Source organism: Nitrosomonas sp. Is24, from assembly GCF_033063335.1.
Taxonomy (GTDB): Bacteria; Pseudomonadota; Gammaproteobacteria; order Burkholderiales; family Nitrosomonadaceae; genus Nitrosomonas.
This window is the reverse complement of sequence record NZ_JAWJZG010000001.1, coordinates 2,610,160-2,632,059: the sequence shown is the minus strand read 5'-3', so window position 1 is coordinate 2,632,059 and position 21,900 is coordinate 2,610,160. Positions and strand designations below refer to the sequence as shown.

Here is a 21,900-nt window from a genome sequence, read left to right as displayed (position 1 = left end):
GAAGAAGGCAAAAAATATCTCACTATTTCAGGGCCATCTTACAAAGATGGCCCTAGATTAACAGATCATGTCCGCTAGTCTAGAGCCTAAAAAAATGAAAAAAAAGCTTAACTTTGCTATCTACCAAAAACATCATGCAACGATACACTTAATGCTGCATTTTTCTCACTAACTACATTGTTACTGCGTAAACTAAAAAGGGTTGTTTAGTAACAGCTATTGACAGTAAATCGCTATAAAATTGTGATCATAGAAATATATCCATGCTAATCGTGCATCTTGATCACTGGGTGAAGCTGAGTTCGGTGTTGAGAAAGCATAAAGATCATTCACACCTTTGACAAACCAATCGCTCCAGCCTGAAGACCATTTAATTTTGTAAGCAACGATGTCTACACCATAGATTTGTCTATCGTGAGAACGGTTTAATCCACCGTTTGCCCAAGTGCTGTCTTGATTGGGAGGTAGCGGTGCGGACTCGGTACCGATCGAAGTACAATGCTGCTGGGTTGTTGTATTACCAATATTTGCGTGAGCAAACATCGCAGTAGTCATTAAGAAAAACAACACAAATATTTTAGTTTTCACAAAACTCTCCTTATGCTTATTCTGATTCAAAATGCTAATTGATTCTGAGTGTAAGAGAAATAAGCATCGATACTCATTTTTAAGGCATCGATATTGTGCCTTCCTGAATCGCCCCGGGTTTTGAGGAGGCTCCAAATCTTGAGAGAATGGAGTCATGAACAAATCAAATAAATTTTCCCCCGAAGTCAAAGAACGAGCAGTTCGTCTGGTGCAAGAGCATCGCAGTGAGTATTCTTCGCTGTGGGCAACGATAGAATCGATAGCGCCGAAGATTGGCTGCACATCGCCGACATTGCATGATTGGGTAAAGAAGCACGAGATCGACACAGGCCTGCGAGATGGCGTCACCAGTGTAGAGCGTCAGCATATCAAAGCACTGGAACGTGAGGTCAAGGAATTACGTCGCGCCAATGAAATTCTGAAACTGGCCAGTGCTTTTTTCGCCCAGGCGGAGCTCGACCGCAAACTCAAATCCTGAGGTCATTCATCGATCGGCATCGCGACACCCACGGGGTCGAGCCGATCTGCAAGGTATTGCAGGTTGCCCCGTCAGGATATCGACGTCACGCTGTCGAGCTGCGTAATCCGGCATTGCGCTGTGCCCGAACTATTCGCGATGATGAGCTGATGCCGCAGATACAACGAGTCTGGCAGGTCAACCTGCAGGTTTATGGTGCCGACAAGGTATGGCGGCAACTCAAGCGCGAAGGGATGCTGGTAGCTCGCTGCACAGTAGAACGGCTGATGAAACGGTTGGGGCTGGAAGGTGTGCGGCGCGGCAAGATTGTCCGCACGACGGTTCCTGACAAGAGGCTGCCATGCCCACTGGATCGCGTGAACCGGCAATTCAAGGCGGATCGCCCAAACCAGTTGTGGGTGTCGGATTTTACTTATGTTTCCACCTGGCAAGGTTGGCTATATGTCGCGTTCGTCATCGACGTGTTTGCCCGGTACATCGTGGGTTGGCGCGTCAGTTCCAGCATGCACACGGACTTCGTACTGGATGCACTGGAGCAGGCTTTATACGCTCGGCAACCGGAGCTAGGTGCCTTGACTCATCACAGCGACAGGGGTTCCCAGTATGTTTCTATCCGTTATACGGAGCGGCTTGCCGAGGCTGGAATAGAACCGTCAGTAGGAAGCCGTGGCGATAGTTACGACAACGCACTGGCCGAAACGATTAATGGGCTGTACAAGGCTGAATTGATTCACAAACGAGGGCCTTGGAAAAACAGGGAATCTGTTGAATTGGCGACGTTAAACTGGGTATTCTGGTTCAATCACCAGCGCTTGCTGGGATCTATCGGCTATATACCGCCGGAAGAAGCTGAGGCACAATACTACCGGCAGTTAGACAACTCGGATTCTGCCAGTGTTACTTAAACCAAACAGCCTCCACAGAACCCGGGGCGATTCATCCCAAAGAAACCGGGGTTGGTTGAGCAAACGCTACGCAACTGGGTGAAGATGGCGGAGGCAGGCAAACTTAACAGTGCGATACCAAGGTAGTCTCACCGGAACAAAAGATCTATACGAGTATGTGAGCTTCTAAAAAAGCAACTGTAGATTCAACTGTAGTGTAGCAAGATACCTGAGTTACTTGTTTAATTTCTGATCGGAGTCAACAGGATTGAATGAAATCAAGGTTTTCTCAGTGCAGCTATCTGTTCTTTTAAAGATTTAATTTCTTCCTCGGCACGGATTTGAGGTGTGATATCGAACTGAACTCCGAGGAAATAAAGTAAGTTGCCGTGTGAGTCAAATAAAGGCGATACCAATAAATGATTATAGAACAGCTCACCATTCTTACGATAATTCCGCAGTACGACTTCGACAGGCTGTTTATTTTTTATCGCTTCGCGCAATTGCTTAACACCTGCTTGATCATGTTCATTTCCTTGTAGAAAACGGCAATTCTTACCTACTGTCTCCGCTAACGTGTAACCAGTTATTGATTCAAACGCTTTGTTAACATATACCAAGGGTAAGTCTTCTTGATCAGGATCAGCCAATGTTACGCCATTGACGCATGAGTCAAGGATTTTAGACAATACTTGTGGAATTAATCCAGGGTCTTTTTCAACGATAAAATCCATATTTTCTCTCCAGGTTAACTTACTATTCGCTTAAAAACTTTTTTACAACATATTATTGTGAGCTTGCTTGATCTTCTTCTATGATTTTCTTAATATTTCTTACTGTTCGTTCAGAGCCATCCTGCACTGCTATGCGGACCAGTTTCTCAAAAGGCCTGACATGTAAATCTAAGCTCAACAATTCGAAAGTGAAAGTAATGCGGCTATCCGTTGAACCAACTGGCTCGATCAAATAATCGCAACGATAGGGATTAGAAACTCCCTCAAAACAGATACGTGAACCTTCATTGAATATTTTAACTTTGAATGTCGACTCGGAACGATTACCTTGATCAATACGTACTTGACGGCAAGTAGTACCCAATTTGATGGGACCATCGGTAAGTTTTTCTAACTCCTTGACTTCCGGTGACCATCGGGGATAATTTTTAAGTAAATCATTCCCAATAAAGTTGAAAACCTTATCGGTGGTACTTTTTATAATTGTACTGCCCTTACCAATGACAGGACTATCTTTAAACAACCCAAGCATTACTGTATCTCCTGCGTAGTTTTTGCTAAACCAAGAAGTTTCGATTCCTTACATATTTATTGTGTTCTTACCAGCCCTTTAGCCGTTAACGCGGAGCATCTTATATTACTTTCTGATAGTAACCAACCCACTTCATCCGATTGCTCAAGCACACTAGATAACCCAGTTCACGGTGAAGACAATGCTCCTGTGGCTCCGGTAAACCCAAGTTCCTCAAAATATCTTATGCTATTAATTCACCTTTATGGACTGCAAATTAGGCGATGAGTGCATTCAATTCTTACGATTAATAATGCGAAAAATCGCCAGTAATATATTTTCTCTACGAAAGCACTGAGAAACTGCTGTACACGGCAATACTGCATTGAATCAAGCTATAACATTTATTTATCATTTGTAAATTACGATTTCCCGATTCATTTCTACTTACCTGGTGTCGCTCACTACCTTTTTTAGAGCTTCTTGAGGATTACTCATCGGCCACTGCCAACCTACAGTATTTGCTGGAAAGCATACTGCCGTTTTCTGGCCAAAAATAAGGGTCTGATTGTTTTGTCGCATCATTTACGGATTTTAATAGAGCATACAGCGCCATCAGCTGTGCCATACTTTCTTTTTGGTTAGGCCGTGAAAGTACGCCTTGATATAATGACCAACTTGATCACTTATAAATAATGAGGTTGAAGCATTTTTAGGCGCACTGATATGAAATCTGATCAGATAAAATTCGCTGTTTGTATGGATAAAGAGATAAGCTTCTTTAACTGTATACGGTCATCGCGAATTGCTTTGAGTTTCTCTCTCTCGAATATGATCCATCAGTAAAATCTGGTCTACCAATTTTCACTCATATAATAATCCTGAAAAGTTTTATTATTTTTTCACTATATTCAAACAGCAATATGAGTGGTGGGAAACAGTAATTTTTAATGTGTTTTAATTGTTTCAGTATCATTCCATTAATACGGAGTAATTTACTTTTATGGCAGAAATAGAAAGATCGGCTTTGGTTGAATACTCAGCAAATCAAATGTTCGAATTAGTCGATAATGTTGAGGAATACCCAAAATTTCTTCCATGGTGTGGAGGAGCCTCATCCGAACCGCAAGACGAGGTTACAACGCATGCGACCGTCAAGATTAATTATCATCATATCAAACACAGCTTTACTACTAAAAACAAACGTTTTCCGCCTGAATTGATCGAGATGAGCCTGTTGGATGGTCCGTTTAAGCATTTGGATGGACATTGGCAGTTTATTCCGATATCGGAAAACACTTGCCTGATTAAATTCCGATTGAATTTTACTTTTTCCCACAAAATTCTTGAGAAGCTAGTCGGGCCAGTATTTCATAAAATCGCCAATAGCTCTGTAGAATCTTTTATTGAACGAGCTAAAGTGATTTATGAAAAACGCTGAATTTTAAAAGACTCATCAAACATGTTTGAAGGGATGTCGACCCATTATTGGTTAAATTGCTGCTTTTGTGCCAAAGGCTTATCATTCTTGGAAAACGCGCAATCTATCGGGTGTATCGCTGCCGATGTACGCCATGTTCACTATCGGCGTCGGGTTTTGGCTTTTTTATGGTTATCTGATCGGTAGTGTGCCCGTTATATTGGCTAATCTGATAACGCTTTTATTGTCCAGCATGGTGCTTGGTTTAAAAATTCAGAAAATTATAGTATTCCGCAACAATCGCTGACTTTGCATGATTACCTTCCCTGAGCAGATCGTACCGCTTCCGATTTGTATTCCAATATGCACGATATTTCCTCCTTTCCTTTTTCTACTCTCATTTCTTCATCTCCCTAACGTATAGCGTGATCTCGGCTAAGTAATGCGATTTTGCAGAGCAAGATCACATTATGATCATGTCCTAGTCGATTATTGAAAATTGAGTATTGGCACTCATTTTAATAAAAGTAAAAGCAACTATCATATTTAAAAAATCGATTAATTACTTGCGCGTGCGATTTGCTGCGTTTATCAGTACTCGTAAGATTAATTATACGATCAATAAATTGCGGAATTTTTAATAAGAGAAGATAAAAAATCGCAGGAGTTTTTCCTCAAGCCACTATGATTTCTTTTGGATCAAAAGGTGGTCATACGGCATCGCAGCCATGACGCACTATCGAAGAAGTGGAGTTCGCCACGCTTGAATGGGTGGATTGGTTCAACAATCGCAAGTTACTAGAACCGATATGGAAATATTCCATCAATTAAAGGGGAAAACCGATGCAGCCGGACTCTGACTTATCAGTCTCCGCAAAACTTGGGTGATTCATAGACGATTGATGAAAGGTGGACTCATGAGTGCAGCACGAATTTTGAAAGCAGCTCAGTTTGCAGCAGAAAAACATAAAAACCAGCGCCGTAAAGACGCGGAGGCATCGCCGTATATCAATCACCCTTTGGCGTTGGCTACTGTTCTAGCAGCCGAAGGTGGAATCCACGATCGGGATGTAATCTGCGCTGCGCTCCTTCATGACACCATCGAGGATACCGATACCACGGCTGATGAGCTCCGGGCTGCATTTGGCGATAAAGTTACGAATATCGTTTTGGAATTAACAGACGACAAGAATCTGGAAAAATCGATTCGCAAAGAAGAGCAAGTTCGGCACGCCCCTTACATTTCGGCTGAAGCCAAGCTTGTAAAACTGGCCGACAAGATCTGCAATCTGCGCGATATTCTTGCATCTCCCGCCGCCGATTGGTCTGCAGAACGCAAACGCGCTTACTTTGAATGGGCGGCGCGAGTGGTCGCGGGCCTCAGAGGGACACATTCCGGTCTTGAAGCAGTCTTTGACTGCCTTTTTTTCAAGGGACTCGAGGAGTGGGCGCAACAATGATGGGAGGGGCAACTACTATTTGGATGGCTGCCGCGAGTACTTGCTTGATGCTGTCGCAACCGGATGACCGCGCATATTGCCTCGCCAAGGAAAACCAGCGTTCCACGGACTGTGCATCCATTGTCAATGCAGATTTAAGGATACGATGCCGCGTGGAGTTAGGACAGGATAGATCACAATGTGTGTCGATTACAGATCGAACCGAGCGAGCCATGTGCCAAGCAGGCGCTGCAAGAAAAGGGAAGTAATAATGGAAGACAGCGCTAGCAAAGCGTATTGTGCTGCGCGCGCCGATCTGACGCGTGCTTATGTTGATCCACTTTATTTCGGTGATCCACCGGAGATTTGTGATCATTGCCAAAATCCGCTTGAAGGTGATTCTTATTTCGGGGATTGCATGATGCCCGGGCAAGATTTTTGGGTCTACCTCTGTCCGCTTTGCATCAACAATAATCGATTGGAGTTTGGGTGGGGCAGGGGGCGGTTGTATAAACGGGTTAATCATTCTGACGGGGATTGGCTGTTGGTTGCCGGATTTTCCCGGAAGATCACAGATCACAATCACTCGTAAATCATCTAAGCGGTTATTTTTTCCATTCCTTTGTGGCGGATCTTGCGATGCTTGAGCAGATTCTTTACGACATGAAAGAGATGTGTGGCCTTGGTGCTCATGATGTGCTCGCCAAAAAATTTCTTTCAGACATTCGGTGAGTTGGAGGAACAGAACACACGTAGAGAATCTGTGTCGCGGCAGCGCTACTCGTTACACCAATAACCTCTTTTCCTTGTTTGCCCGCTGCCTCGCATTCTTACTCAAGATCTTGTGACGACCCTATCTAGGGCACAGCATAAGAATTTAGCATTTGATTACCTATTAACATTTTAATAGTTCGGAAATGAGTGCCCTATGGAAACAGAATTGAAATCTTTAGAAGACAAAGTTTCTCAACTTTTACGTTTGCATCGGGATGCAACCAATGAAATCATAAAGCTGCGTAAAGAACTTGAAGACACGCATGCTCATTGTGAGAAATTAAATGAGAAAATACATGTCGCAACGGATCGGCTTGAAGCTCTCTTGTTAACCATGCCCACTAATGAATAATCAGCTGAATCGTGCCGGATTTTTCGGGGATAAAATGATTTTAATTAATAACAGGTAACCCCTCGGCAAAGCTGGAGGGTTACCTGTTATTAATTAGGCCGGTCGGCAGGGGAGGGGGGGGGGTGGTCATTTTTACTCCAAAAATATATAAGCAGTTTCCTGCCAACTAATCTCATTCTCGGCGCAAGAGGCAGTTGTAGGGCTATTCAGGAAAAAATCCAGATTTTTTCGATTTCTTCATAAACGATCGTAACAAGTCATCTACCTGATTAGTTTCATCACTATTGACTTGCAATGTGTTACAAACATCAATCATCTGTTCGATTTTCTTAGCCAAATGAACAATGGTTAAATTAGCGACCCCGCTTTGATCGCCGCTTATTGCCATCTCCGAAAGAGCTTCAATACAATGTGCCAATTCTTTAATAGCCAGAAGTTCTTCCTTAAGTTGTTCTTCTGCGCTAACAGCACATTTTTGACTATGGCGAGCATATTCCCATGACACTGAAGTGGTGTTATAATATTTTCGTTCCATGTGACATTTATCCCTTAAGAAGTATGATTCGTTATGTGGTTAACATTCAGCTGCGAATACACCTGGATGCCTACTCATATGCTTAAATTACTTTGATTTCTGCCGCACTGCTATGATTGATCATACATTTACTATTATTATCACACTAACATCATTATCATTAATTTTCACACATTAGCAATGATTGAATCACCATAATTGGAAATAAAAGCCCTCATATGTGATAAATGTCACATATGTTGTGACTTAGAGTGTGTTTCTCGCACTTCGCAAGTGCTCTTCATGAATCTGCGGGGCTATTCTAGTTGGCATTTCTAATTGGTCACTTAGGGAAGCGCTGAACAAATCCCGAGGTCTGGGATAATAGTTTTTCCTTATAATTTTTCAAAAATGCAATGCCACGCCAAACGAGCTTTGCCGATCTGGACAACAATCACAAGAAGCGCCGGACGCGCCGGGAGGTTTTCTTAAGCGAAATGGAAGGGGTAATACCCTGGCAAGAATTGCTGTCGCATATTGAACCCCATTACCCCAAGAATGGACAACGGGGCCGCCAGCCGATGGTGCTGAGTAACATGTTTCGCATCTACTGTCTGCAGAATTGGTTCAACCTATCCGATCGGCAAATGGAAGATGCTCTATACGAGATTAAGAGCATGCGCTGTTTTGCGGGATTCAGCGGAGTTACCGGATACCCTGCCGGACGAGACCACGATACTGAATTTCCGGCATCTTTTAGAGAAGCACGAATTGACGGTGGTATTCCTTGAGGCGATCAATGCTCACCTCAAGGCTCGGGGGTTGCTGGTTTCCAAAGGCACGATGGTGGACGCCACACTCATTCACGCCCCAAGTTCGACCAAGAATGGGGAACGGGCGCGAGATCCCGAGATGCACCAAGCGAAGAAGGGGATGCAATGGTACTTTGGCATGAAAGTGCATGTAGGGGCAGACGTAGATTCAGGCGCGATGCACACGGTTGAAGTTACCGCTGCCAATGAAGCCGACATCAACATCCTGCCCAAGCTACTGCGGGCAGAAGACGAGGTTATTTTTGGCGATGCGGGCTACACCAGCGATGAGTACAAGCGCGGGTCACGGCAGTTGGGAATACGCTGGTGTGTGCAAGACAAACGCAAGCCCGGACAGAATCTTTCAGTGAGTCAGAAGAAGCGTAACCGGAAGTATTCTTCAATCCGGGCACGGGTGGAACATGTGTTCCGGGTGATCAAACGGCAGTTTGGATTTACCCGAACCCGCTACCGCGGGCTGATGAAGAATGCTGCTCAGGTGAACATGTTGATGGGCTTGGCCAAACTGTACCTGCTGCGAAGGCGATTGTTGACTACTTGAGGGAGGAGTCCGCTCAAAATACACCTGATGGCGGACGATGAAGCACAAACAGGGGAAATTCGGCAGCAAAATACTGCAAAAAAATGAATTGCTGGGTGTTCGTGTTTAAAAAACCGCCAGCAGTACCGAAAAATCTGATGATGGTTAATTAATCAGCGCTTCCTTAGGGAAGCAAATGACTTCGCAAGTCATTTAGCGACATAATATCCACACCGCAGGCTCAAAACTCGAGCCTATTCTAGCAGGCGCTCATGTTTCCCCGCATTCACGCCGATCGATATCGACGGAGAGAGGGTGATCGGCTACGGCATGGTCTGTGCGTGGATGACGGAAGCGAAGTGGGCGCAGAGTACTAAACATGGCGTGGTACTGCACTGGGAGGTAGTCATGCATCCATGACCACTCCAATCATTCCGAAGCTTGTACAAACTGCATGATGTCCGCTTAATCCTGGCGATCACCTCACTAAAGGCCGCACAGATGTAAAACCGCCATCGACAGCCAAGATCTGTCCAGTGAGCCTCGCAGCATCCGGAGACAGCAGCCAATCCATTACGGCAGCCACCTCGTCAGCAGTTTGTAAGCCGCCAAGTGGATATTGCTTGGCGGCTCCATCGCGCATCGCAGGCTGTTTCAGCATGCCCATCGTCATTGGCGTTTCTGTCATGCCAGGTGCAACCGCGTTGATGCGCAGACCCTGTGTGACGCATAGGTGGCGGCAGCACCGCGCACTAATGCCTCTACGCCGCCTTTGGCGGCGGCAATGCTCTCGTGGTTGGCGACCCCAATGCGCGCAACAACCGAGCTTGTAAACACTGCTGCGCCTGGAGCACCATTCAGCGATGCAATCCAGGCCTGTAATGTCCAAAGACTGCTTTCAAGATTGATGCGCAGCACTTCTCTTACCTGCTCTACCGGACTACGATGCAGCGGTGCAATCAAGGTGCTACCTACGGCATGAGCCAACCACGATGGAGCAGCACCTAGCTGTTCACGGCAAGCTTTGAATGCTGCAGCTGCGCCCTCTGGAGTGGTCGTGTCAGCGGCAATGAGAGCTTCGGCAGGAACGTTAATCAGCGCGGCCATATCACGGCCAACCGCAGCAACGCGCAGCCCTCGTGAGCGTAGCCGAGCCGCTAGTGCGCGCCCAATGCCGCCACGTGCACCGGTAACGAGTGCAATATCGTTTAAATTTATAAGTAATCCTGCTAGTCGTGAAAGAAAAGATTTAGTCTGGGAAAAGGCAAACTATACGGAATCCGAATCCATTGTATCGTATGCTTGCATCGAACTTACCACGAACCGATGAGTGGTCATGCTCGGAATCATAAGTCCAGGAACATTCGAACATCGCTCGTTAGACAGATTTCTTACAATTTCAAAAAAAGTTAAATCACCTCCTGCAGCAAACATCGATTCAGTGTAACTTCCTCGCTCAATCTTTTTCTAAGCTGCCTTCTCGGCAGAAAACTAAAAAACAGCCTGGTAAGCATTAATGAAATAATTTCTAAGCTGCCTGTGCGGCAGCGAACATCGAAGCCATAATAACGCAAGCCAAAATAAATTTCTAAGCTGCCTGCGCGGCAGCGAACAGACGATAAAAAAACTCAAAGCCAGTTGTGGTGCAGTGTGCAGGATATTTAGGAATGGATAACCATCCTGTAAATACCTGCATCGCAATTAGCCTATTTGTTTGGATTGTTAAAGATCGTCCAAAAAATAAGTCAAAATTCGGGTACGGAAGCAGTAGAACTTAAACCATAGGTGGTAAAAATTCCTTTAACACTGTTTTCTATTTCTCTTTTTTTGATCCACAGGCAGAACGTATTGCCGCTACTTAGACTTTTCAGCCGGATAAACGGGGTGGTGATGGTTTTGTGCGGCATTTCGCTGTAACTCATCAACACTTTTTTATATTCGGTTGCATTATCGTGCTTTGCGCACAACTCAACCTTGCCATTGAATGCAGTTTGGTAATCCAGGTTGTGCCGCTTCGCATAGCGCCGGGCTAGGCGTTCCCGGCCAGTTTTGGGTTGCTCGCGCTGATAAACGGCATAACCTTCGACGATACTTGGCACCAGGAGGATACCGGTGCAATTCACGTGATCGCTCAGATGGCTTAATCGTTTTTTCGCGTCGAACCGGATCAGGGAGGTTTCGTCCGGAGCAAACAAACGAAGCCTGTTGCCCAGCATGCCGAATCTCTCACCCATCTTGTATTCGGGGAACGATAGGCCGATCGGTGCCCGTTTTTCCGTATCCTGTGTTTCGACTAATCCCAAGTGGATTTGCTGGAAGGCTTGGGACCAGAGGCTGAAAAGATTGATTTCATAATTCGATAATAAGGTGATTTCAAGATAATAGTTCATGGCATCTTCCAATTAGCGAATTACGTCAACGTAAGCCAAGCCTTTTTTACCCAGGTAAAAACTGGAAACGCCAGCGTCATCGATCATTCTTTTTAGTTGTTCAGCTTTGTCGCCGGGAATGTTGAGAAGAATATCAAGCGTACCGTTGGCTTTAGTTAATAAAGAGACAACCTCACCTTCGCCTTTGCGTTTTTCCTTCAGTTGGTACGGATTTCCCCATATTGGTTTTTTACTGCCCGTGGTGTATCGATCCATAAAATCTTTTGGTGTATAACCACGTTTTGAAATACCGGCTAGACCACCATTCTTTGTAAGTGCTAGAGATACGTCATATTCGTGACTTAAACGGCTAATCTGCAAATACAACGCTGAACAGTACAATTCAATTGGCTTTATTTTGCTGTCGACGGCTTTATAAGCAGCGTCGGAAAAATGTTTCTGTAATGCATCCAAAGCATTTTTCACTGTTTCAATATCAATAGCCTTTAATTTATTTAATTCATGCAGTTTTTGTAAAACATCCAAAGGATCAAACTGCTTGGAAGAACTCACTTGAAAGCTTTCATCGACAATGAAGCGGCAAAGATTTTCGATATCAAGCGTCAAGACTCCCCAAAAAATGTTTGAATAATCGGATGTAAAAACCGGATCATTTGCTTTAATCATTCCAGTGAATGAATTTTGATCGGTATTTCCTTCCATATTCCGGATATAAACCGTTTCAGTATTGATAGACGCACTTGAATCCTGCTGGTCGTTAAAAGATATGCGTTCTTCCAAACCTGAAAAGAAGTATTTAGGGCAATTTCTGGATTAATAGAGCTTTCTTTGATCGCCGATAAGCCGATTCAAAACACCCATCACGGTGTCATGAGTAATCTCACGTTTAATAAAATTCGGATATTTGCCTTGACTATCCCGTTTTCCCAAAGTCGTCATAGAGCCAACAAATACCCGGCCACCTTTTGGTAAGGGGTCGTTATTGGAGCCATCCAAGAACGAATTTCGCCAGGAAGCTTCATAGTTAATAGTAATCCGCATGATTCTCCCTTATTTAGCATAAAAATAAATGGCATAAGGGGATTGGGGTTCTTGGTTTATTTCGGCTGAGTTGCGCTTTATGCGCATCATTTTGATGCTGTCGTTGTAATCGACGAGTAAGTGATCGACACACATATAGCCTTTGGCTTGACGGATACTGAGTTCTTCAATCATTTGTAACGTTTTTTTGACGAGAACATCCGTCGCTTCGTTATCCAATAAAATGCCGACCTCGCCCTCCTCAAATATCGTACCGGCACGCACGTAGTTGGGGTGAAACACTGCTTTGGGATTACGGCTAGGATCGATGGATTTAATGAAATATTGAACAGTCTGAGCAATTTTTTCGCCTTCACCGTCCTTGATAACCATGGAAGCCCGGTCAAATTTTTTATCCAGCGAAATAAATTGCAATTGTTCAATACTGATTGAGCCGTAAGCTAAATACTCAGTTTCCCCGAATGTAGTCTTCGAAAAAATCGAATTTTTTCCTTTCTTATAATCTGTTGTACCATTCGCATTAATTATTTCTTCAGTCGAACTTGAAGATGAGAGTTGTTCAAAATTTCCATTACCAAGCTGATCAACAAAATCTTCAAGCAATAATGGGCTTGTTCGTTTACATTGACTAGCTGGAACAACGTACCCGCGAATCAGACCTGTAATTGACGTTAAAACCGACAACAAGTTTTTATCTTTTGCATAATGCAAATCAAAAGCCTGATCTCTAAATAAATGGTGTCTGATACAGTTTTGACTTATGTACATAGGAGTTTCTTTAAAATCTATATCAGATGCATGTTTTTTATATTTGAACCCCGTTTCTTCTTTTACTATCCCATTTAAGTTGCTGTAACCACGTAGTTTTGGCAACGCATGATTGCCTTGATTTATTCCATCAGTACCAACCAATGTAGTCGGGCCATTCCAGTTAACTACGCCATAGCCATTAGCAACTATTTTAAAATCCACGCTTTTAATGCCGGAAATATTTGGCATGCTTAATCCTCGTTAGTTGTTAATTGCTTAATTGAAATTGCACCAATGAGTTGTTTGTCGCATATGGCATAGAAAACAGAGTAACTATGACGAGAACTTTCCCCGCCAACCCGATCCACCCCTTCCGGGGTGTAGCTTAGATAAATGGGAAATTCCGGATCTCTTGCTTCATTGAGCAAAATAAAATCTTTAAAAGCCTTACTGCCGCCGATAATGTCGTGGTGCTTGCTTTGGTATATCCAGTATGAGTTTCTTTGTAGTGGAATTTACTGGGCTGGCACAATGCCTTGCGTATCGAATTGATCTCCATTCCCTACAATCCAAACCAATTCGCTTCGACTTCGCGATCTGAACCAATGGCAGGATATGGTGTGATTAATCCTTTTCTGTTGTTATTAGATACTGCACATCCAGCGCAAGCAGTGCAATAACTGCACTCATCAATGGGCTGGTTTTAACCAGCTTTTTCCCTTAGGAGCGGGGGATTGAGCTTGTTGAGATTAAAACAAATAATCAGTCTTGATCCAATAAGCATCAATACTCAAAATAGAAAGGTTGGAGGCCTACAGTAAATCCGCCGTATCTTTGGATACATAACCATGGTAATAGCTTCTTAAACTTGTGATTCCCCGTGGTCTTGCCACGGGGATCTGCAGCTGTTGGGATCGTGTTGAAAGCAGGCAGATTGTATGGAATGAGGTTTGAAATACGCCGTCAGGCAATGGATGGAGTCATTGATTGGTTAACTACTACAGCCGCAGAGACTGCATTCGACACTGGGATTCATCAGTCCAATGAAGTTCGAGCAAAACTGGCTTGTGGCACAGTTACAAAAGATCACATAATAAGCCCGTTAAGATGTGCGGATTACCAGAGCAAGGTCACTCCAAAATTTTGCTGACCCTTACGCGTGCTTAAAAAACATAATGCTGCTAACCGACAAATCTTCAATGCTGTCAGGCAGAATTTACCCATTAAATTTTTAATATTCTTTTATTCTTAGGTGAATTTACCAGAGTTAACGTAGCTTTCTCCCCATCATAAGTAATAGCCACATCTTTCCCCGCAACAGGTTTACCATCAACATCATTTAATTGATGCACAATAAAATCCTTCTTGACCTGCTGATAAAAAACAGCATTCTCTTTATCAACATGAATGATTTGTCCCTCATACTGATTTTTATCAACGGGTGCTGTAGCTAGATAAATATTGTAGACACCTGGCTTGATGCCTTCATCAACCTTCTTGATAGTGCCGATCGTTTCCCATTCATTATTATTTTGAGTTTGTAGAATCTTTTGGCCATTCATTACAATCATTCGTAGCTTTGCGGGTGTCGTCATTTCAAATTAGTTGTAAGTAGGATTACTGGCAAGATTAAATTATCCTGCTTCCTGTTGTCCGGCAATTTCTTCCAGTATTTTCATGAGATCAAAAGACTCTGATCTTTCCATACCATGCAAAAAGGCGATCAACTGCAGTGCGCCGCTCCCCTTGGCTGAGAAGCTACCATCTTGAAGCGCTTTGATGGTGAACTGAACGACATTTGGGCAATTTCTGCCTTGCTCAAAATAATCGCCAATCTTGGTTTTTAGTAACTCTTTATTATCGTTAGACAGATCACGCATTAAATCCTGTGGCTTGCATTTGTCTTTTTTTATCAGATTGTAAACAGAATCCAGCAATGAATTCGGCGTGGTTTGTGTTTGATCGTTGTTATGAGTTGAAGGGGTATTCGATTTGCCTTCAGCGCTGGATACTTGATCATCCGCAGAATTAGATGGGGGCGTTTTTTTCAGCTTTAAGAATTGACTGAATTGATAGACATCCAATCGTGATATTTCTTCTTGTGTACTGAGTGCCAGCCAGGTGATTACTTCCTCTTTATTGGCTTTATAGAGTCTGGTTAAATCATAGAGTGCTGTGACATCGGTGCAACGACCTGACCGGTATAATTCTCCGAGTGGATCGGGTAGATCGAGTAATGCAGCGTGCATGGTGATATAAGGATTGGTTTTGCCAATGAGTCTGGCAATTTCAGACTTGGTTTTACCACCTGCCAGTTGCCGCCCAATAAAGTCAGCAATCTCTCTGGAGGTTAAATCATCTCTTTGCAGATTTTCGATTACCTGATCCGCTTCGCTGTAATCGGTATCAATGAATGCAGGAATCTTGGTTAACCTGGCATTAATGCTGGCGCGATAGCGTCTCGCCCCATGATTGATGATATAAGTTCCCGGTTTATCCGGATTGGGGCGAACCGATATCGGTGATTTGACTCCGCGTAATTTAATCGTCTCCGTTAATTCTCGTAACGTTTCCTGATTAAACTCTTTCCTGGGTTGATGGATATCTTCGCTGATCAGCGTAATATCAATTTCTGTTGCGCCGATAGGCGCAACAAGCCCTTTTATATTTTCCTTTTTTCTCTCTGCCATTTTTATCTTGGACCTAACTTGTGCTCGTTATGCTGGGCAGAAATATTTATTTGGATTAAATGATTCTGCCAATTTATGATTAGAAAGATAGAAACGATGGATGCAGTCATCAACAAATATAAAAGCGCAAAAGTTGTTTTTGCGCTTTTATATTTTTATTCTTCTTGTTCAGTTTATTGAATGCCTAACCTCTCGTATCAGAAAACGGGTTACGTTTTTAGACTCGCCAGGTTTTCCATCAGCTACTCATCTATCCTCTATTCATCGCATTCTAAGGTAACTATTAATATTAATTATGTTGATATAAATCAATAACATGATAAATTTATAGTTTAAATTTCTATTTTAAATCTACTATTAATAATTATCCATAAGATATGTATATAACGAAACTATTATTCGGCCCTCCATTGAATTAATAAATTTGTGTTTTTATTTTGGATTAAAATAGCAGCAATACTACTGCAAAACAATGGTGCTGTTTAGTTAAGCTGCTTAAACCCTAAAAATGGCAGGGCTATTATATGTACAATTTAATCTTAATCACAAATATTTTGCGTATCCTTGATGAGAAGGATATGACCAAGTCCGAATTGGCAGAGAAGGCGGGGGTCTCTATATCTTTTTTTACCGATCTGACCAATGATAAAGCCAATCCATCACTCAGGATTATAGAAGCCGTCGCAGAAGCGCTCGAGACCCCACTACCGATGCTATTGGATAGCACGGATATGAGCACGGCTGATCTTGAAGCATTAACCAATCGAAAACTAAAGCATTTGCCTAAAGGCTTTGTCTGGAAAGGTGGCGTGCTAAGTGAATATGAGGCTTATCAAGTCGAGCAATGGGATAAAAAGAACAGAGCGTTCTTATTAAAAAATAAAAATTAAGCAAAAGAGAAAAATGTTAAAAGCAGTAAAAAAGTATTGCGCAAAATATAATTACGTTATATTGTAATGTCATGTGTAAGCTTCTGGAGTATTCGCATGACATCGCAAGATCAATTACCTTACATCGCATCCGTTAAAGACCGGGCAAAGAGCAAGCTGGAGCGCGATGCAAGGGAAATACTGTCTGCATTGCAAGATCCTGAAACGGTTGAAATCATGGTCAACGCCGATGGCCGTATCTGGCAAGAGAAACTAGGTCAAAAGATACAACATATCGGAAATATCCAAGCTGCCCAGGTTGAAGCGGTCATCAAAACGGTTGCAGGTTTCCACGGCAAAGAAATCAATCGATTCAACCCGATGATCGAAGGTGAATTTCCACTCGATAATTCACGCTTCGCCGGTCAACTGCCACCCATTGTTTCATCCCCCACATTTGCCATTCGTAAAAAAGCCATCAAGATTTTTACACTCGAGCAGTATGTGGAAACCGGTGTGTTGTCGCCCAGACACTGTGATGTCATTAAAGAGGCCGTGCGCAAGCACCGCAATATTTTGGTTATTGGTGGCACCGGGTCAGGTAAAACAACGCTGATCAACGCCATCATCAATGAAATGGTTGTCAATGACCCGGATGAGCGCATCTTTATCCTGGAGGATACCGGCGAGATTCAATGCACTGCCCGGAATTTTGTGCAGTATCACACCACGATCGATGTCGATATGACGCAATTGCTCAAAACAACCTTGCGTATGCGCCCGGATCGCATCCTGGTCGGTGAAGTGAGAGGCCCTGAAGCACTGGATTTGCTTGATGCCTGGAACACAGGGCATGAAGGAGGGGCTGCCACACTGCACGCCAATGATGCGCTATCAGGACTGACTCGTCTGGAATCCCTGATTTCACGCAATCCTTCAGCACCTAAAGAGATCATGCCATTGATCGCGGAGGCGGTTGATATGGTCGTACATATCACGCGCACACCCCACGGCAGGAAAATCCAGCAGATTATCGAAGTACAAGGTTTTAAAAGAGGAAGTTACCAAATCAAGAAGCTGTAAATAAATAACAGGAGTTAGTTAATGAAAATATTGCCTTCAATTTCACTCTTCTTCATTGTTTCTTTATGCAGTTTTCTTTTGTTTTTCTTGTTGATTGATAACGCACAAGCCGCTGTTGGCGCAGGCGGTGCGCTTCCCTATGAAACCTGGCTGGTGAATCTCAGAAACTCTGTTACCGGTCCCGTTGCTTTTACCCTATCCATTGTCGGCATTGTCGTTGCAGGCGGCATTCTGATCTTTGGTGGCGAACTCAACGCTTTTTTTCGCACACTGATTTTTATCGTGCTGGTTATGGCATTACTCGTCGGTGCCAACAACATCATGACCAATTTATTCCAGGGTGCGGTCATTCCGGGTGAAATGCCCCAAGATCAGGAATTAGTCGTAAATCCACAAGAATAGGAAGCAAACTAATGGCGCTTCGAACCATACCTATCCGTCAATCGGGAAACCGTCCCAACTTGTTTATGGGTGGCGACCGGGAACTGGTTATGTTTTCTATCCTGATTGCGGCTACTTCAATCTTTGTGGCTATGGAAATAAAGGCCACGCTTTTCGGCATAGCCCTATGGATCTTTGCACTGTTTGCACTGCGACTGATGGCAAAAAATGATCCGCAATTGCGTCATGTTTACCTGCGCCAGATGCAATACAAAAAATACTATCCGGCGCGCAGCACTCCTTTTCATGACAATACCCGCCAGCAGGAGAAACAGCATCTATGATTGCCGCTATTTCTATCTTTATCGCAATATGCGGTGCTGTGCTGCTCTTGATACTATTTATCCATATCCGTGATGCTGGCAAAGAATTAAAACTGGATCAACATCGATCCAAAAAAATGGGTTTTGCCGATCTGCTGGTGTATGCAGCCGTGGTGGAAGACGGCGTGATTGTCGGCAAGAACGGTTCATTAATGGCCGCCTGGATATTTCGTGGTGACGATACGGCCAGCAGCACCGAGATTGAGCGCGAGCGGGTGTCATTCCGCATTAACCAGGCTTTATCCCGTTTGGGCAATGGCTGGATGATTCATGTCGATGCCATCCGCAAACCCGCGCAAGGTTATTCAGACAAAGCGCTTTCCAATTACCCTGATCCCGTTACCGCTGCCATTGACGAGGAGCGGCGCAATCTGTTCGAGCGTATCGGCACCCTATACGAGAGTTGCTTTATCGTATCACTGACGTACTTGCCGCCGATGCTGGCGCAACGCAAGTTTGTTGAACTGATGTTTGACGATGAAGCCGAGGCACCCGACCAAAAAGCTCGCACGCAAGGATTGCTGGAATATTTCCAGCGCGAATGTGCCAACTTTGAATCCCGATTATCCAGCGTATTTCATCTGTCGCGTTTAAAAAGCCGCAAGCTGGTGAATGAAGACGGTACAACCATCATCCATGATGATTTCTTACAGTGGTTGCAATTATGCGTAACCGGCCTGGATCATCCGATGGTATTACCTACGAATCCGATGTATCTGGATACCTTGCTCGGTGGTCAGGAAATGTGGGGCGGGGTTGTGCCTAAAATTGGCCGCAATTTCGTTCAAGTGGTATCGATTGAGGGTTTCCCGCTGGAATCTTCTCCCGGCATGTTAAATCTGCTCTCTGAATTGCCGGGTGTGTATCGCTGGTCATCGCGATTTATCTTTATGGATGCGCATGAAGCGGTCAATCATCTGGAAAAATTCCGCAGACGCTGGAAACAAAAAATCCGTGGATTCTTTGACCAGGTGTTTAACCTGCAAAGCAGCAACATCGATGAAGACGCGCTCAATATGACTGAAGATGCGCAGTCTGCCATTGCGGAAACCAATAGCGGCATGGTCGGCCAAGGGTGCTATACCAGCGTGGTGGTGCTGATGATGGAAGATCGGGCAGCATTGGAAGAAGCCGGGCGTAAGGTAGAGAAAGCAATCAATCATCTGGGCTTTGCCGCGCGGGTTGAGACGATCAACACCATGGATGCGTATCTGGGCAGCTTGCCCGGTCACGGTGTTGAGAATGTGCGCAGACCTCTCATCAATACCATGAATCTGGCCGATTTGTTGCCGGTCAATACCATTTGGACAGGCAAACCCATAGCACCCTGTCCGATGTATCCGCCCAATTCACCCCCGCTGATGCATTGTGTCACACAAGGTGCTACGCCTTTCCGGCTGAATTTGCATGTGCGCGATTTAGGTCACACTTTCATGTTCGGCCCAACCGGAGCGGGTAAATCCACGCATTTGGCGCTGATTGCCGCGCAATTGCGGCGTTATCAGGGCATGTCGATTTATTGCTTCGATAAGGGGATGTCAATGTATCCACTCACAAAAGCAATAGGTGGCCATCATTTTACAGTAGCAGGGGATGATGAGTCGCTGTCTTTTTGTCCACTGCAATTCTTGCAGACTAAGGGAGATCGTGCCTGGGCGCTGGAATGGATTTGCATGGTGATAGAACTCAATGGCATTACCGTTACACCTTTGCAGCGTAATGAAATCAGTCAAGCCATTGCCAATATGCATCAAAGCGGCTCAAAAACCTTATCGGATTTGTCAGTGACAATCCAGGATGAATCGATACGCGAGTGTCTTCGGCAATATACCATCGACGGCATGATGGGGCACTTACTCGATGCTGAAGCCGATGGGTTGAATCTGTCTACCTTCACCACGTTCGAGATCGAAGAGTTGATGAATCTCGGTGATAAATACGCACTGCCGACGCTGTTGTATCTATTCCGGCGCATCGAGCGCAGCCTGCATGGTCAACCATCCGCGATTATCCTCGATGAAGCCTGGCTGATGCTGGGTCATCCGGTGTTTCGCGCCAAGATCCGCGAATGGCTCAAGGTCATGCGTAAAAACAATTGCCTAGTATTGATGGCAACGCAAAGCCTGTCGGATGCGGCCAACAGCGGAATTCTCGATGTCATTGTCGAATCCACCGCCACCAAGATATTTCTGCCCAACGTATTTGCGCGCGATGAAGAGGCTTCGGCACTCTACCGGCGCATGGGATTGAATACGCGCCAGATTGAGATCCTGGCTTCTGCCATTCCCAAACAGCAATATTACACCGTATCCGAGAACGGCAGGCGGCTCTATGACCTGGCACTCGGGCCATTAGCGCTGGCTTTTGTGGGATCTACGGATAAGGAATCAATCGCCACGATTAAAAACCTGTGCGACAAGTATGGCGACCTATGGGTTCACGAATGGCTGGCGATAAAAGGGTTGACGTTATCAGATTATGGAGTTGCTGCATGAATATGATCAACGAGCTATTCAAGTTAAAGCCGGTTGTGGATGAGACTATGCGTGCCAATGACGACAGGATGGAAGGTGGTCACCGCTGCGGTGAAAATGAAAACCCCTATCTGTCAGCACGGCGCACCTGGAATGACCATATGCGCGGGATTCAGGCTTCGCGCAATATGTGGCAAATGCTGGCGCTACTATGTTTGCTGATTGCGCTGGCTGGGGTGGGAGGAGTCATTGTCATCGGCAGCCAATCCAAATTCATCCCTTACGTGGTACAGGTTAATAAACTGGGAGAAGCCATCGCGGTTTCTCGTGCGGATATTGCTGCGGTGGCCGATCAGCGCGTAGTGCATGCGTCGGTTGCAGCGTTTATTAATGATTTGCGGATGGTGACACCGGATATCGCCTTGCAGCGACGTGCCATCTTTCGTGCGTATGCCATGCTATCCAATAACGACCCCGCCACGGCAAAAGCTAATGAATGGTTCAATAGTACTGAGGCCAGTAGTCCTTTCAAACGAGCTGAAACACAAACCGTTAATGTTGAAATCATATCGGTCATACCCCAATCACCGGAGACCTGGCAGGTCGATTGGCTGGAGAAAATCTATGACCGGCAGGGACACTTAACCGAGCCACCCTTCAAGATGCGTGCTCTGCTTAGGATTTATAACAAGCCGACCACGCAAAGCACGACGGAAGAACAGATCCGCAATAACCCGCTGGGTATTTATATCCAGGATTTCTCCTGGTCGAAACAGACATAAAGGGGCCGCT

General features: G+C 44.6%; 24 protein-coding genes, 2 pseudogenes and 1 other annotated feature. Of the genes and pseudogenes, 13 read left to right on the top strand and 13 right to left on the bottom strand.

Annotation, left to right across the window (positions count from 1 at the left end):
- Positions 1-216: 216 nt before the first annotated feature.
- A complete protein-coding gene (locus R2103_RS12045) occupies positions 217-588 on the bottom strand; it encodes a hypothetical protein (protein ID WP_317531635.1) in 372 nt (123 codons plus the stop codon).
- 154 nt (positions 589-742) lie between these two features.
- Between R2103_RS12045 and R2103_RS12040 the strand changes: the two genes are divergently transcribed.
- Positions 743-1,971 (top strand): IS3 family transposase gene (locus R2103_RS12040; protein WP_411172513.1). Its coding sequence is split into 2 segments (ribosomal slippage): positions 743-1,034 and positions 1,034-1,971, totalling 1,230 coding nucleotides; the frame shifts between segments, so codons are not numbered across the junction.
- Positions 1,021-1,137 (top strand) — a sequence feature (AL1L pseudoknot). (Overlaps the previous gene by 117 nt.)
- A 257-nt stretch (positions 1,972-2,228) precedes the next feature.
- Here R2103_RS12040 and R2103_RS12035 read toward each other — a convergent pair.
- Both R2103_RS12035 and R2103_RS12030 read right to left on the bottom strand, forming a co-directional pair.
- Positions 2,229-2,684, bottom strand: coding sequence for a PAS domain-containing protein (locus tag R2103_RS12035; protein WP_317531633.1), 456 nt, complete (start codon positions 2,682-2,684; stop codon positions 2,229-2,231).
- Positions 2,685-2,736: 52 nt separating this feature from the next.
- Complete coding sequence (locus tag R2103_RS12030; RefSeq protein WP_317531632.1) at positions 2,737-3,216, bottom strand: SRPBCC family protein; 480 nt, start codon at positions 3,214-3,216, stop codon at positions 2,737-2,739.
- Positions 3,217-4,198: 982 nt separating this feature from the next.
- Here R2103_RS12030 and R2103_RS12025 point away from each other — a divergent pair.
- The 4 genes from R2103_RS12025 (at position 4,199) to R2103_RS12010 (ending at position 7,180) form a co-directional block, all read left to right on the top strand.
- Complete coding sequence (locus R2103_RS12025) at positions 4,199-4,636, top strand: type II toxin-antitoxin system RatA family toxin (RefSeq protein WP_317531631.1); 438 nt, start codon at positions 4,199-4,201, stop codon at positions 4,634-4,636.
- A 67-nt stretch (positions 4,637-4,703) separates the two neighbouring features.
- Positions 4,704-4,922, top strand: coding sequence for a SemiSWEET family transporter (locus tag R2103_RS12020; protein ID WP_317531630.1), 219 nt, complete (start codon positions 4,704-4,706; stop codon positions 4,920-4,922).
- Between the two features lie 610 nt (positions 4,923-5,532).
- Entirely contained in the window at positions 5,533-6,075 is a 543-nt protein-coding gene (locus tag R2103_RS12015) for an HD domain-containing protein (RefSeq protein ID WP_317531629.1), read from the top strand.
- A gap of 907 nt (positions 6,076-6,982) precedes the next feature.
- Positions 6,983-7,180, top strand: a complete 198-nt coding sequence (locus R2103_RS12010; protein WP_317531628.1) for a hypothetical protein — start codon at positions 6,983-6,985, stop codon at positions 7,178-7,180.
- Positions 7,181-7,382: 202 nt separating this feature from the next.
- On the opposite strand, the gene R2103_RS12005 is transcribed toward R2103_RS12010, so the two are convergent.
- Positions 7,383-7,715 carry a hypothetical protein gene (locus R2103_RS12005; RefSeq protein ID WP_317531627.1) on the bottom strand — a complete coding sequence of 111 codons (333 nt, stop codon included), beginning with the start codon at positions 7,713-7,715 and terminating at the stop codon, positions 7,383-7,385.
- A 395-nt stretch (positions 7,716-8,110) separates the two neighbouring features.
- Here R2103_RS12005 and R2103_RS12000 point away from each other — a divergent pair.
- Positions 8,111-9,068: pseudogene (locus R2103_RS12000) on the top strand (IS5 family transposase).
- A 457-nt stretch (positions 9,069-9,525) separates the two neighbouring features.
- Here the strand turns inward: R2103_RS12000 and R2103_RS11995 are convergent.
- The 7 genes from R2103_RS11995 to R2103_RS14395 form a co-directional block, all read right to left on the bottom strand.
- Positions 9,526-9,735 carry an SDR family oxidoreductase gene (locus R2103_RS11995; RefSeq protein ID WP_317531626.1) on the bottom strand — a complete coding sequence of 70 codons (210 nt, stop codon included), beginning with the start codon at positions 9,733-9,735 and terminating at the stop codon, positions 9,526-9,528.
- Positions 9,732-10,250 carry an SDR family oxidoreductase gene (locus tag R2103_RS11990; RefSeq protein WP_317532092.1) on the bottom strand — a complete coding sequence of 173 codons (519 nt, stop codon included), beginning with the start codon at positions 10,248-10,250 and terminating at the stop codon, positions 9,732-9,734. The genes R2103_RS11995 and R2103_RS11990 overlap by 4 nt, the downstream gene beginning before the upstream one ends.
- 542 nt (positions 10,251-10,792) lie before the next feature.
- Positions 10,793-11,437, bottom strand: a complete 645-nt coding sequence (gene cas6f / locus R2103_RS11985; RefSeq protein ID WP_317531625.1) for a type I-F CRISPR-associated endoribonuclease Cas6/Csy4 — start codon at positions 11,435-11,437, stop codon at positions 10,793-10,795.
- Positions 11,438-11,449: 12 nt separating this feature from the next.
- Positions 11,450-12,217, bottom strand: a complete 768-nt coding sequence (gene cas5fv, locus R2103_RS11980; protein WP_317531624.1) for a type I-Fv CRISPR-associated protein Cas5fv — start codon at positions 12,215-12,217, stop codon at positions 11,450-11,452.
- A gap of 33 nt (positions 12,218-12,250) precedes the next feature.
- Positions 12,251-12,478: a hypothetical protein gene (locus R2103_RS11975; protein ID WP_317531623.1), complete on the bottom strand. Its 228-nt coding sequence runs from the start codon at positions 12,476-12,478 to the stop codon at positions 12,251-12,253.
- A gap of 9 nt (positions 12,479-12,487) precedes the next feature.
- Entirely contained in the window at positions 12,488-13,477 is a 990-nt protein-coding gene (gene cas7fv, locus R2103_RS11970) for a type I-Fv CRISPR-associated protein Cas7fv (protein ID WP_317531622.1), read from the bottom strand.
- Between the two features lie 266 nt (positions 13,478-13,743).
- On the bottom strand, positions 13,744-13,857 hold the full coding sequence (locus R2103_RS14395) for a hypothetical protein (RefSeq protein WP_411172545.1): 114 nt from the start codon (positions 13,855-13,857) through the stop codon (positions 13,744-13,746).
- A gap of 290 nt (positions 13,858-14,147) precedes the next feature.
- On the opposite strand from R2103_RS14395, the pseudogene R2103_RS11965 reads away from it, so the two are divergent.
- Positions 14,148-14,322 (top strand): annotated as a pseudogene (locus R2103_RS11965) (IS3 family transposase); the annotation flags it as partial.
- Between the two features lie 129 nt (positions 14,323-14,451).
- Here R2103_RS11965 and R2103_RS11960 read toward each other — a convergent pair.
- Together R2103_RS11960 and R2103_RS11955 are read right to left on the bottom strand one after the other, a co-directional pair.
- A complete protein-coding gene (locus R2103_RS11960) occupies positions 14,452-14,823 on the bottom strand; it encodes a KfrB domain-containing protein (RefSeq protein ID WP_317531621.1) in 372 nt (123 codons plus the stop codon).
- Positions 14,824-14,862: 39 nt separating this feature from the next.
- Positions 14,863-15,918, bottom strand: a complete 1,056-nt coding sequence (locus R2103_RS11955; RefSeq protein ID WP_317531620.1) for a ParB/RepB/Spo0J family partition protein — start codon at positions 15,916-15,918, stop codon at positions 14,863-14,865.
- A 524-nt stretch (positions 15,919-16,442) separates the two neighbouring features.
- Between R2103_RS11955 and R2103_RS11950 the strand changes: the two genes are divergently transcribed.
- The 6 genes from R2103_RS11950 (at position 16,443) to R2103_RS11925 (ending at position 21,890) form a co-directional block, all read left to right on the top strand.
- Entirely contained in the window at positions 16,443-16,808 is a 366-nt protein-coding gene (locus tag R2103_RS11950) for a helix-turn-helix domain-containing protein (RefSeq protein WP_317531619.1), read from the top strand.
- Positions 16,809-16,904: 96 nt separating this feature from the next.
- On the top strand, positions 16,905-17,870 hold the full coding sequence (gene trbB / locus R2103_RS11945; protein WP_317531618.1) for a P-type conjugative transfer ATPase TrbB: 966 nt from the start codon (positions 16,905-16,907) through the stop codon (positions 17,868-17,870).
- Positions 17,871-17,891: 21 nt separating this feature from the next.
- On the top strand, positions 17,892-18,272 hold the full coding sequence (locus tag R2103_RS11940) for a TrbC/VirB2 family protein (RefSeq protein ID WP_317531617.1): 381 nt from the start codon (positions 17,892-17,894) through the stop codon (positions 18,270-18,272).
- An 11-nt stretch (positions 18,273-18,283) separates the two neighbouring features.
- Positions 18,284-18,595, top strand: a complete 312-nt coding sequence (locus R2103_RS11935) for a conjugal transfer protein TrbD (RefSeq protein ID WP_317531616.1) — start codon at positions 18,284-18,286, stop codon at positions 18,593-18,595.
- Entirely contained in the window at positions 18,592-21,129 is a 2,538-nt protein-coding gene (locus R2103_RS11930; protein ID WP_317531615.1) for a VirB4 family type IV secretion/conjugal transfer ATPase, read from the top strand. The genes R2103_RS11935 and R2103_RS11930 overlap by 4 nt, the downstream gene beginning before the upstream one ends.
- A complete protein-coding gene (locus R2103_RS11925; RefSeq protein ID WP_317531614.1) occupies positions 21,126-21,890 on the top strand; it encodes a VirB8/TrbF family protein in 765 nt (254 codons plus the stop codon). The genes R2103_RS11930 and R2103_RS11925 overlap by 4 nt, the downstream gene beginning before the upstream one ends.
- Positions 21,891-21,900 lie beyond the last annotated feature (10 nt).

What these genes read in the sequence shown, in the direction of transcription:
- R2103_RS12015 (WP_317531629.1), top strand. Translation starts at nt 5,533, where the DNA reads ATGAGTGCAGCACGAATTTTGAAAGCAGCTCAGTTTGCAGCAGAAAAA.
- R2103_RS11940 (WP_317531617.1), top strand. Translation starts at nt 17,892, where the DNA reads ATGAAAATATTGCCTTCAATTTCACTCTTCTTCATTGTTTCTTTATGC.
- R2103_RS11925 (WP_317531614.1), top strand. Translation starts at nt 21,126, where the DNA reads ATGAATATGATCAACGAGCTATTCAAGTTAAAGCCGGTTGTGGATGAG.
- trbB (WP_317531618.1), top strand. Translation starts at nt 16,905, where the DNA reads ATGACATCGCAAGATCAATTACCTTACATCGCATCCGTTAAAGACCGG.
- cas6f (WP_317531625.1), bottom strand. Translation starts at nt 11,437, where the DNA reads ATGAACTATTATCTTGAAATCACCTTATTATCGAATTATGAAATCAAT.
- R2103_RS11930 (WP_317531615.1), top strand. Translation starts at nt 18,592, where the DNA reads ATGATTGCCGCTATTTCTATCTTTATCGCAATATGCGGTGCTGTGCTG.
- R2103_RS11960 (WP_317531621.1), bottom strand. Translation starts at nt 14,823, where the DNA reads ATGACGACACCCGCAAAGCTACGAATGATTGTAATGAATGGCCAAAAG.
- R2103_RS12010 (WP_317531628.1), top strand. Translation starts at nt 6,983, where the DNA reads ATGGAAACAGAATTGAAATCTTTAGAAGACAAAGTTTCTCAACTTTTA.
- R2103_RS11995 (WP_317531626.1), bottom strand. Translation starts at nt 9,735, where the DNA reads ATGACAGAAACGCCAATGACGATGGGCATGCTGAAACAGCCTGCGATG.
- R2103_RS12005 (WP_317531627.1), bottom strand. Translation starts at nt 7,715, where the DNA reads ATGGAACGAAAATATTATAACACCACTTCAGTGTCATGGGAATATGCT.
- R2103_RS11935 (WP_317531616.1), top strand. Translation starts at nt 18,284, where the DNA reads ATGGCGCTTCGAACCATACCTATCCGTCAATCGGGAAACCGTCCCAAC.
- R2103_RS11975 (WP_317531623.1), bottom strand. Translation starts at nt 12,478, where the DNA reads ATGCGGATTACTATTAACTATGAAGCTTCCTGGCGAAATTCGTTCTTG.
- R2103_RS11950 (WP_317531619.1), top strand. Translation starts at nt 16,443, where the DNA reads ATGTACAATTTAATCTTAATCACAAATATTTTGCGTATCCTTGATGAG.
- R2103_RS12025 (WP_317531631.1), top strand. Translation starts at nt 4,199, where the DNA reads ATGGCAGAAATAGAAAGATCGGCTTTGGTTGAATACTCAGCAAATCAA.
- R2103_RS12035 (WP_317531633.1), bottom strand. Translation starts at nt 2,684, where the DNA reads ATGGATTTTATCGTTGAAAAAGACCCTGGATTAATTCCACAAGTATTG.
- R2103_RS12030 (WP_317531632.1), bottom strand. Translation starts at nt 3,216, where the DNA reads ATGCTTGGGTTGTTTAAAGATAGTCCTGTCATTGGTAAGGGCAGTACA.
- cas7fv (WP_317531622.1), bottom strand. Translation starts at nt 13,477, where the DNA reads ATGCCAAATATTTCCGGCATTAAAAGCGTGGATTTTAAAATAGTTGCT.
- R2103_RS11955 (WP_317531620.1), bottom strand. Translation starts at nt 15,918, where the DNA reads ATGGCAGAGAGAAAAAAGGAAAATATAAAAGGGCTTGTTGCGCCTATC.